7 protein-coding genes are annotated in these 9,881 nt (G+C 44.9%); 2 read left to right on the top strand and 5 right to left on the bottom strand.

Annotated features, from left to right (window positions below; all coding sequences use genetic code 11):
• The first annotated feature begins 121 nt into the window (after positions 1–121).
• Both AK963_RS21030 and AK963_RS21025 read left to right on the top strand, forming a co-directional pair.
• Positions 122–943 (top strand): amidohydrolase, encoded by an 822-nt coding sequence (locus tag AK963_RS21030; RefSeq protein ID WP_066017387.1) that lies wholly within the window; start codon positions 122–124, stop codon positions 941–943.
• A gap of 81 nt (positions 944–1,024) precedes the next feature.
• Positions 1,025–1,687, top strand: coding sequence for a DUF3313 domain-containing protein (locus AK963_RS21025; RefSeq protein ID WP_066017386.1), 663 nt, complete (start codon positions 1,025–1,027; stop codon positions 1,685–1,687).
• 287 nt (positions 1,688–1,974) lie between these two features.
• Here the strand turns inward: AK963_RS21025 and AK963_RS21020 are convergent, their stop codons facing one another.
• The 5 genes from AK963_RS21020 to AK963_RS21000 all read right to left on the bottom strand — a co-directional run bounded on the left by AK963_RS21020 (position 1,975) and on the right by AK963_RS21000 (position 9,421).
• On the bottom strand, positions 1,975–4,791 hold the full coding sequence (locus AK963_RS21020) for a response regulator (RefSeq protein WP_083232821.1): 2,817 nt from the start codon (positions 4,789–4,791) through the stop codon (positions 1,975–1,977).
• A gap of 5 nt (positions 4,792–4,796) precedes the next feature.
• The gene (locus AK963_RS21015) at positions 4,797–5,330 is read right to left on the bottom strand and encodes a YfiR family protein (RefSeq protein ID WP_066017384.1); all 534 of its coding nucleotides are present in this window, start codon (positions 5,328–5,330) and stop codon (positions 4,797–4,799) included.
• A gap of 21 nt (positions 5,331–5,351) precedes the next feature.
• Positions 5,352–7,478, bottom strand: a complete 2,127-nt coding sequence (locus tag AK963_RS21010; protein WP_066017383.1) for a TonB-dependent receptor plug domain-containing protein — start codon at positions 7,476–7,478, stop codon at positions 5,352–5,354.
• A gap of 173 nt (positions 7,479–7,651) precedes the next feature.
• A complete protein-coding gene (locus AK963_RS21005) occupies positions 7,652–9,046 on the bottom strand; it encodes a S8 family peptidase (RefSeq protein WP_066017382.1) in 1,395 nt (464 codons plus the stop codon).
• A gap of 6 nt (positions 9,047–9,052) precedes the next feature.
• A complete protein-coding gene (locus tag AK963_RS21000) occupies positions 9,053–9,421 on the bottom strand; it encodes a hypothetical protein (protein ID WP_066017381.1) in 369 nt (122 codons plus the stop codon).
• Positions 9,422–9,881: the final 460 nt, after the last annotated feature.

Raw genomic sequence — 9,881 nt, 5'->3', positions numbered from 1 at the left:
AGAGTCAGCTTAGTAAAATATTTAACTTTCTGGAACTATCAGACTTGCAGACCACCCCAAAAAGCTATACTTAACGACAGGTCATTTTGGACTGGTGTTTTGAGGACTTTTTACGCCGGTGATGACAGGAACCGTAGAAACAACAAATAACGAGAAACTGACCGTTGGTGCATTAAAGCTGGTATTCGATGGTTCAATTCAGGGATACACGGGATTTTTAAAAGAGCCTTATCATCTGCAGGAGCCTGATCGAGATACCGATTATCGAGGGTATCCAACTATGACTCAGGAAAAGCTGCAGGATATTGTTACCCGCTGGCATGCCAGTGGCCGACAGTTGGCAATACATGCTAACGGGGATGCTGCCATTGATCTGGTGATTGACAGTGTTGCTGAAGCTCAGCAGCAATCCTTCCGAAGCGATCCACGGCATATTATTGTTCATGCCCAAATGATGACTGATGGACAGTTGAAAAAATCAGGGGCACTGGGCCTTACGTCAAGTTTCTTTCCTTCTCATATTTATTATTGGGGAGACCGGCACTTCAATATCTTTATGGGGGCAAAGCGTGCTGAACATATCAGTCCCATGAGGTCCGCCGAAGAACTCGATGTTCGATTTACGATGCATAACGACACACCGGTGGTTCCCATTGATCCCATGCTTCTTGTAGAGAATGCCGTTGAACGAAAAACGTCCAGTGGGAAAGAGCTGGGAGGGAGCCAGAAAATAAGTGTAGAGTCAGCGTTAAGGGCTCTGACTATTGATGCTGCCTGGCAGGTTTTTCAGGAAGGTAACCGGGGCTCAATTGAACCTGGAAAGTTTGCTGATTTTGCCATTCTTGAAGAAAATCCTCTTACCGCGTCGGGGAACTTTCAGAACATCAAGGTTGTACAAACCTGGATTGGCGGAGTGAAATGGTTTGACCGTGACCAGCCGTAGTCAGAAAGACGTATTGCCGCTCGGCACCGGTCTATGTTTTCCTGTTCCGTAATAAAACAGAAGTGGATGTCAGGGGGATAGATGAGAGCATGGTTTGGCTTGCCAAGGATTCTTATGGTGATGTTACTGGCAGGGTGTGCCAGCGGGCCAAAAGTTTCAGAGCAACACAGTGGCTTTCTTTCGGACTACTCAAGGTTAAAACCGTTAGTGGCACAAGAGAAGTCACAATTTCTGGGTTATCACGCCAGGCGCTGGAAAATGCGTCGCTATGAAAGCGTGATTATTGAGCCGGTGATTGTGCATATCAATGATGAAGTCCGAAAGAACTGGCAGGTACAACCAGAGCGCTATAACCAGTTACAAGCTTACTTCACCGAAAGACTGACAGAGCGTCTTAAGCTGAAATATACGATCACTGACCAGCCGGGCCCGAATACTCTGCGTTTAAGAGTAGCGATTACTGGCGGTGAGCTGGGTATGAAGGCACTGGAATTTTATCAGTTTCTACCCTGGGGGTTGGTCATTAATGGCGTCGGAGAACTTGCAGGGATGAGGGATAAACTTCTTAATATCATTGAAGAGGGAGAGCTTGTAGATAGTCAGTCGGGGGAACAGGTTGTTGCACTGGTAGGTGGTGTTCAATATGGTCCTGTTGATATGGGAGACTTTCGAAAAAGCTCGGCAGATGAGCTTAAACCGGTTATTGATGTATGGGTAGACTCCTTTTATGAGCACCTGCGCTAGGGGGCGTTCTCAATTAGCCATGAGACCAGTTGATCACACAAGCCCTCAGGCAAGGCGAACGGCGCAGGTCATGGTGGCTCCATGTTCAAGCCATTCAACGCGGCATGAGTGCTTGTGTGATCAACCCGAAGGGCCGACCACGGTTTGTGCCATTCATCGTTGCTCACTGCTTATGTGGAATAACCACATTGTGCAGTTCGCGCCTTTATGCCCTGAGGTTATTGTCTGGCACAAACCGTGGGTGGCTGGTCACATGTCTAATTGAGAACGCCCCTAGGGGAATATCTTTAAGCCCCAGGATCTCTAAGAGCATTCATGGTTTCATCAAGCGTTGATTCCAGTGAAGAAATTAACGCTGATGCTTCTCCCAGCTTATTGGCCTGCCCTTCCTTCTCGATATCGGCAGCAATCATTGCCAGCTGTGTGGCTCCAAGATTGTTGCTGCTTGATTTCAGGGTATGGGCCGCTCTTACCAGTACCTCCAGGTCTGCATCTTTGGAGGAGGACTGGATATCGGCCATTAATTTAGGCGCGTCTTCTAAATAGCTGTTAATCAGTACCGGAAACTCTTCTTCCATCAGCTCTTTAAGTGAATTGAATATGGACTCATCGATTAATGGATGCTGTTTTGATTGATTCATTTTGTTATCAATAGCTTGCGCTTGTTCTGTAGCCTCGGGGGTTGCTTCCAGGGGAAGCGTATCGTGAATAAGCCAGTGCTCCAGTCTTTCCCTGAGGTTGTCAATTTTGACAGGTTTGCTCAGATAGTCATCCATACCGGCAGCCAGGCACTTTTCCCTGTCTTCAGCCATGGCATTGGCTGTCATCGCGATGATCGGTATTCTGGGTAACTGCTGTTCACGCTCTCTCTGCCTGATCAGACCGGTGGCTTCATATCCACTCATCTCAGGCATTTGGCAGTCCATCAGCATAAGGTCGTAGGTTTGATTTCTGCTCATGTCGACAGCTTCTCGCCCATCTTCTGCTAAATGGATATGATTCAATCCAATTTTTTTCAACATGCTGATGGCAACTTTCTGGTTTACTACATTGTCTTCTACCAGAAGTATTTGGATACTCTCTGAGAATACTGCCGTTTCTTCTTCAAGTTGATCTGTTATACCTTCCGGTTGTTGGCTTGCGTGATGGTAATGCATAACCTGCATTGTGGTATCCAGTAATCTGGACTGCCGGAATGGTTTGCTCAGACAAGCGGAAATTCCAGCAGCCTGCTGTTCTTCCTGAGAGATAAAGCCGGTCGAGCTGAGCATTATTCTGCGGATTGGCTGTAAGTCGGGATCTTCTTCGATCACTTTAGACAATTCCAGCCCATCCATTTCCGGCATATCCATATCCAGAAAGACAAGCTCATAGGGCTGGTTATTGTTATAAGCTTTTCTCAATATCTGGAGCGCTTCTTTTACGGTTGATGCCTCGCTGTGATCCAAGCCCCAGGCTGTCAGATAGTGGCGAAGAATCTCCCGGTTGGTTTTGTTATCATCAACAACCAGGGCCTTTGTCCCATCAAGTGCATGAAGTACCTGAGACTTTTGAATGCACTGGTTTTGGGATATTTCCATATCCAGAGTGAAGGTGAATGTTGAGCCAAGACCTTCAGCACTGACAACACTGATGTTTCCTCCCATTAATTCAACTAACTGTCTGGAGATAGTCAGGCCAAGACCGGTACCTCCGAACTTCCGGGTAGTACTGCCATCAGCCTGGGTAAACTCATTGAACAGTGTAGGAAGGATATTTTCAGCAATACCAATGCCTGTATCCTCCACAGAAAATTCAATTTGAGCAGACGTCTGTGATCGTTTGATGAGGTTTACCTTAACGCTGACCTCCCCTTTGATGGTGAACTTTACTGCATTACCAATCAGGTTCGTTATAACCTGCCTCAGTCTTACAGAGTCACCTTTCAGTGTTTTTGGCAGATCAACATCGGTATAGCAGCTGAGCTCAAGCCCCTTCTCTCTGGCGGTGCCTGCCAGTAATGTGCAGACATCTTCAACAATATCCCTGACGCTGATATCTATTTTTTCAATCGTCATTTTGCCAGCTTCAATTTTAGAGAAGTCCAGAATATCGTTGATGATCTGTAACAGTGAGTCTGCAGAGGAGTATGCGGTATTAAGAAAGTCACTCTGGGTCTTGGTAAGCGGTGTATCTTTCATTAAGTCCAGCATGCCAAGAACGCCATTCATTGGCGTACGGATTTCATGGCTCATATTGGCCAGAAAGGAACTTTTTGCTTTGGCCGCATCCAATGCAGCTTCCTTTGCCTCATTAAGCTCAGTCAGATTTTCTTTTAAATCCCGGTTGGCCGTTTTCAATTCATTCGTTCTACTGGCAACGGTTGCTTCCAGATTTTCACGATGCTGCTGTAGTCGATCATCTCTCTCCTTTATCTGCATCAGCATGTCATTGAAGCAGTCATACAGCTGTCCAATCTCATCGTTATCATATTTCTGAACATGACGATCATATTGCTGGTATTCGGTTATTTCGCTGATGGTATCAGCAAGCTCTGTAATGGGGCGTGCCAGAAGCTTTTGCAGTCTGGAGCTCAGCATTGCTGCCAGTACGACAGAAATCAATGCCGCAATCATGACCAGAAATAAGATGTGAGTGAGGTGCAGGTAGAGTTCGCTCAGGTTTGACTGGACATAAATGGCACCAATGAACTGACCATCCATATTGATGGGGCGGTATAAATGCAGTTTGGATTTGCTGAATAACGTAACGGGCTGGTTGAGCTCTTCCAGAGTAAAAGCCCAGGGTTGTTTCTTTTCGCGATGATAGCCTGCAACGCGCTCACCGGCAGGGCTTAATAAGTAGGCCGCTTCAATTTCATCTGTGCTGGAGAAGCCGTTTAATAGTTGCTCAGCAGCTACCGTATCCTCAAACATCAGAGCAGCCTGTGCATTTGCACCAATGACTTCAACTAACGTTTCCAGTTTGCTGACCAGCAAAGACCGTGAGTGCATATATTCACTTACGGTCTGTACACTCAGGGTAACCAGTAGAACCGAATACGCCGTTAGAAGCATGGCGTATCGTAACTTCTTTTTAATTGGAAGGTTCTTAAACGTGATCATAATTACTATTTAACAACCTTGGCTAACCCCATCAATTGGGAGTTAATTGAAAGGCTCGCATTTCTAGTCGCACTCTGACTAATGGCAAACTGAATTCGACTACCGGTACGAATCAGTCCTATCACGCCACCTTGATAAGCGAAGTTCTCGCTGTCACTGATTGTCAGCACTGATTTATTTTTTAATTTCTGTAAGATCTTGGATATGGCATTTGGCTGTGAGTTATGGATGTAGACAATGTCACACAGCTTTTCCAGCGGAGCACTGGATGTTTTATGTGTGACTGATATACGCCGCCCCATGCTGAATTTATGATTGATTTTTAAGAGTTCGCTGTTAATGGCTCCACTACCAATAATGCACAATGCCAGCGTCTGTTTTTTTTCAGGCCATGTGACAAACTTGGAAAGTTTATAGACAATAGCGGCCTTAACCTTATCAGCCTTGGTAACCTCACTGGCTTCTAATTGAGCTGCATTCAGGCAACAAAGAAAAGCTATTGCAAGTATTGCGTACGTTCTTGTGATTATGATCGGCATGAAGTCGTCTCCCCCATCCGATTAATGTTGCCAGCGTAACTGAAGGTACCAGGACTCCTGTACCTCAGTTGCATCAAGGCCACTGAAAATTTCACTGAACTCAAGGCGTTGCTTATCAAACAGATTCTTTCCCGTCAGTGATAACTCAAGGTCTTTTCCGATTTTTTTGGCAACCCTGAAATCCAGGGCGGTATAGGCGCCAACTTTTGCATTCTTGAGGTTGTCCATATAACGAACCCAGAAATCGAGATACCACTGGTTTGGCAGGTTCATGCTGGATCGTATATTGGCCGTGTTTGATGCACTCAGTTCTTCAATAAGTATCTCGTTTTCTTTGAGGTAGAGCTCATTTTCATAAGCTTCAGCATCTACCTGTAATGCACTGAAATTGGCTTGCAGTTTCCACCAATCATTCACCTGCCAGTCCGCCACAACTTCCAGTCCATAGGTTTTTGCATTTAATCCATTGGCTAACTTAGTTGGAAATTCAGCTATCAGGTCTGGAGAATTTGGGCTGCCATCGACTTTACAGAGAGGAAATCCAGTTGAAAAATCTGGTGTGGTGCCTTCTAAACAGCCATTAGCGCCAACATAGGCAATAATATCTTTGTATTGATTGTAGAAGGCTGTAACGTCCAAACGGAATTTTTTATTAAAAAGTTCTCTATACCCTAGCTCAAAAGTCATTAATTCTTCTGAATCAAGGTCTTCATTCCCAGAGATACTCATTAAATATTTTTGTGAATCTAAGTCATTAGATAGTGGAGGTTGAATCATATCTTCTGTAAGAAAGTTCATGCCTCTTGTTATTACTGAAGTCTCGCTAATGGATGGTGTTTTTACTGCTCGAGACACTGAGCCCCAGAATGTTCTGTTTTCTGCTACTTTCCATGTTAGTTTAGCGTTGGGCTGGATTTCATATCCTGTGAAATCATTATGCTCAAATCGAGAACTTAATGACACGCTCCAATCCGGTGTGATCGTAATGTGGTCTTGAATAAAAGCACTGTATAGCTCATCAGTCCGGTTGCTCTCAGGCAAGGTTATATTGTTCATGTTGCTCAGATTGTATTTTGTCAGCCTGTAGCCCAGCCCCCAGATAATATCGTGATTTTTCCATGGAAGGATCTGATGTTGAAACTCCAGATCTCCGATGTCTCTTTTTTCGGTTACTCGATAATCATAATTTTCATAGCGGTCATAATAACCTTTGAAAGAAAAGTTACTGCCATCACTGTAGTACTGCTTATAGTTACCAGTTAGATGGCCACCCTGTTGATCTCGGTTTAAGTCAACAATCGTATGCCTTTCATTATTTCCATAATCAAATAATTTTAATGGCGGCCTTGTTGTTCCATCATACACTTCACTCTGTATAGAAGCTTCAGCCCCTGTCTCTGTCCGCCAGTCTGCCCGAAGGCCCGCACGGTTTATTTTCCAGTCATCATTAGCATCAGTGCCATCAGAATTGGTAAGTCCATTGCGGGTGAATGTTTTATAGAAAGCTCGATAATAGCCATCATCACCCAGTGTTCCACCGTAGCGATAGGCTGCAAAAGCTTTTTCTTCGGAACCAAATCCTGTGGACAGCAGGCCTCCCTGTGTATCTGCCGCATGCTTGGTAATGATATTAATCACACCATTCACGGCATTGGCTCCCCATAGGGCTGCACCAGGACCACGAATCACCTCTATACGGGCAATATCTTCCAGCATGGTGTCCTGAACATCCCAGTTAACTCCTGAGAATAAAGGAGAGTAAACGGTGCGACCGTCTATCAGGACCAGCAATTTATTGGCAAAAATGTAGTTAAAGCCACGGGTACTGATCGACCAGGTATTACCATTCAACCGGGCTACCTGCATTCCCGGCACCATTCTCAGCGCCTCTGGAATTGATGTCACTCCTGAACGCTGAATATCCTCATTGGTAATGACAAACACAGCGGCAGGGGAGTCCATTAGACGCTGCTTTCTCTTGGATACCGATGTGACGTCTGGGACATCCAGAGATATCAGCTCTTCCAGACTGAGATCCAGAAGACCATCTTCGGCAATTTCCAGATCTGGATCAGCCTTGAGACTCACAGGAGCGATAAGAGAGGAAAAAATTCCGGCCAGCAGCAGTGAATGATTCGATGGTTTCAAGGTTCCACTCCATTGGATCTATTGAAGAGAGAAGCACTGCTGAATCATTCTCTACTTCATCCCAAGTATTACTGCTCCATTGCCTGTTTCCTTTGAAGCATTGCAATACCTGTTTATCTTGTTAGCCCTTATTAAAAACCTAGACCTAATTTCAGGGCTCGTCTGAATATTTTTCATTTGGCTCTCTGGATTGCTCTCAGAAAGGCCGCAGCATCCGCAATCCCGGCACCGCATCTGAAGGTTGAGCAATTACTATCTGAGGAAAATGGCCTTGCTGTCTCTTTCAAGAGCCGTTTACGCTCAGAAGGCGGCAGTGTTGGGTTGACCGCGTAGCTAAGGTCAAGCAGGCCTGCGATATGTGGTGTTGCCATGCTTGTGCCTTGCAGTTCAGTGTAGGAGCCACTTCTCGGATCCTTCAGTCCTGAGTTGTATAAGGACAGGATCCCATTGCCCTGGAAATGGGTTTCACCTCCAGGAGCCATAATGTCAATGCCGGTACCATAATTTGAGTACCAGCTGCGATTTCCTGTTCGGTTGACTGCACCAACAACTATGACATTCTTGCAGTTTGCTGGCGTGCTTAGAGCCACGTTATGTTGCTCATTCCCTGCCGCGACAACCACAGTGACACCGGCAGCAACAACTTCGTCAATGGCATCCTGATAGGACAGGGGGCACCAGAGTGCTGTTCCACCAAGGCTCAGGTTAATGACATTGACTGGGTTAGGATTAAGTGGAAGGCCATAGACTTTAAGACCTGCAGCCCATCGCATGGCTGAAACAATATCGGATGTATAGCCACCACATCGTCCAAGAGCTCTGAGCGGTTGTACTCTGGAGAGCCAGGTTACACCGGAAACCCCGTTATTATCGTTTGTTTTTGCTGCAATCGTGCCTGCGACGTGTGTACCATGCCAGCTACTCTTCTGTGCATTGGCAGGAATCGGGTTACCAAATGAGGTTCCGCAGGCACCTGGCTGAAGAGAGTCCCCGGGGTCCTGGGGGTTACTATCCCAGCCATCACCATCATTAGCCATCCAGGGGTCTGAAACAAAATCATAGCCTGCTACCAGCCTGTCATTAATCTCTTTATGGTCAGTAATTCCGGTATCTATAACTCCAATTACATTTTCAGGGCTACCAATGGATATTTCCCAGGCAGCAGGGAGATTAATACCCGCCCTGGTTTCAAAGTAGTGCCATTGCTCGTTATATAGAGGGTCGTTGGGGACTCTCATGGTCTGCATTACAAGGTCTGGTTCAGCAAACTTTACCTGAGGGTCATCTTCTAATCCTTCTGCCAGAATTTTTGCATCTTCAAGATTAACGGTGGCTCCTATTGAAAGCACTTCCTGCCTTTTTCCTGCAGCAACGCCATAACCACCATGGGTTACCCCCTGTTTAATAAAGGCTAACGCTCTGGCTTCGGTAGGCTTTTCTTTAAAGTGAACAATGACTCGATCTGTTCGTTGTAATAAAAGTCTGTAATTATCCACCTCAGCCTGTGAAATGAATGTTGGTGTTAAAAGTGTTGCTGCTAAAACAGTCCTTGTCAGCAGAGAGTTCATTGATGCTTACCTCAGGGGTATGGTACCCATACTTCGGTTATATAGTGGATTCATCATGTCATCGATTTCGACATAGCGAACTTTTTCCAGAGTTAACAGTTGCTTAGTAAATTTTTCCAGTTGTGAGCTATCAAGCTGATTTATATGAACAAGAATAGCTCCATTACCGAGTGGCCTGACTAATGATATGGGCTGATTATTTTTAGTATGCTCATTAATATATTCACAGGCTGCTACAGCCCCGCCCAGCTCATGATAAGAATCTGAGTAGAAGCCAATGATAAATCTTACAGAATGAGTACCTTCTATTGTTTCTGCCTTAATACCTGTGCTGAAAAGTATTAGTGAAATTATTATTAATGTATCTTTAATCATTTTCTAAATTGTTATTAATTCTTTATACATCTATTCAAGAAATAGGTTTGTTGTTAAATGACACCTTTATTTTCACAGGGTTTCCACATCACATGATAATGATTGTTAATCAGGGATGTGGTAAAGGGATCAGTGATTTCGGTTGTCGAATGTGAGCATATGCGATTTGGAATTCACCTAAGAAAAAAGTATGGTTGATGGATATAGAGGCTTCAAAGTATTTTGGATGATTGATGGCTGAGCTGATATTGGATGTCACAAAGCACCCACTGGTATTGGCGGTTTTGATTTTACTGTCAACATATCTTCTTGAAGATGCTGCCATTATTTCGGGGGAATGTAATTTAAATTGTGTAAACGCTTGTCGTTAATACTCCAAAATGGAGAATAACAATGAGCGTTGAAATCAACGAAAAACTGGTAGATCAAATAGCCAGTCAGATTAAAACTCAGGATGATC

Source organism: Endozoicomonas atrinae, assembly GCF_001647025.1.
Taxonomy (GTDB): domain Bacteria; phylum Pseudomonadota; class Gammaproteobacteria; order Pseudomonadales; family Endozoicomonadaceae; genus Endozoicomonas; species Endozoicomonas atrinae.
Note: the sequence above shows the minus strand (reverse complement) of the source record. Positions and strands in the feature narration are given on the sequence as shown.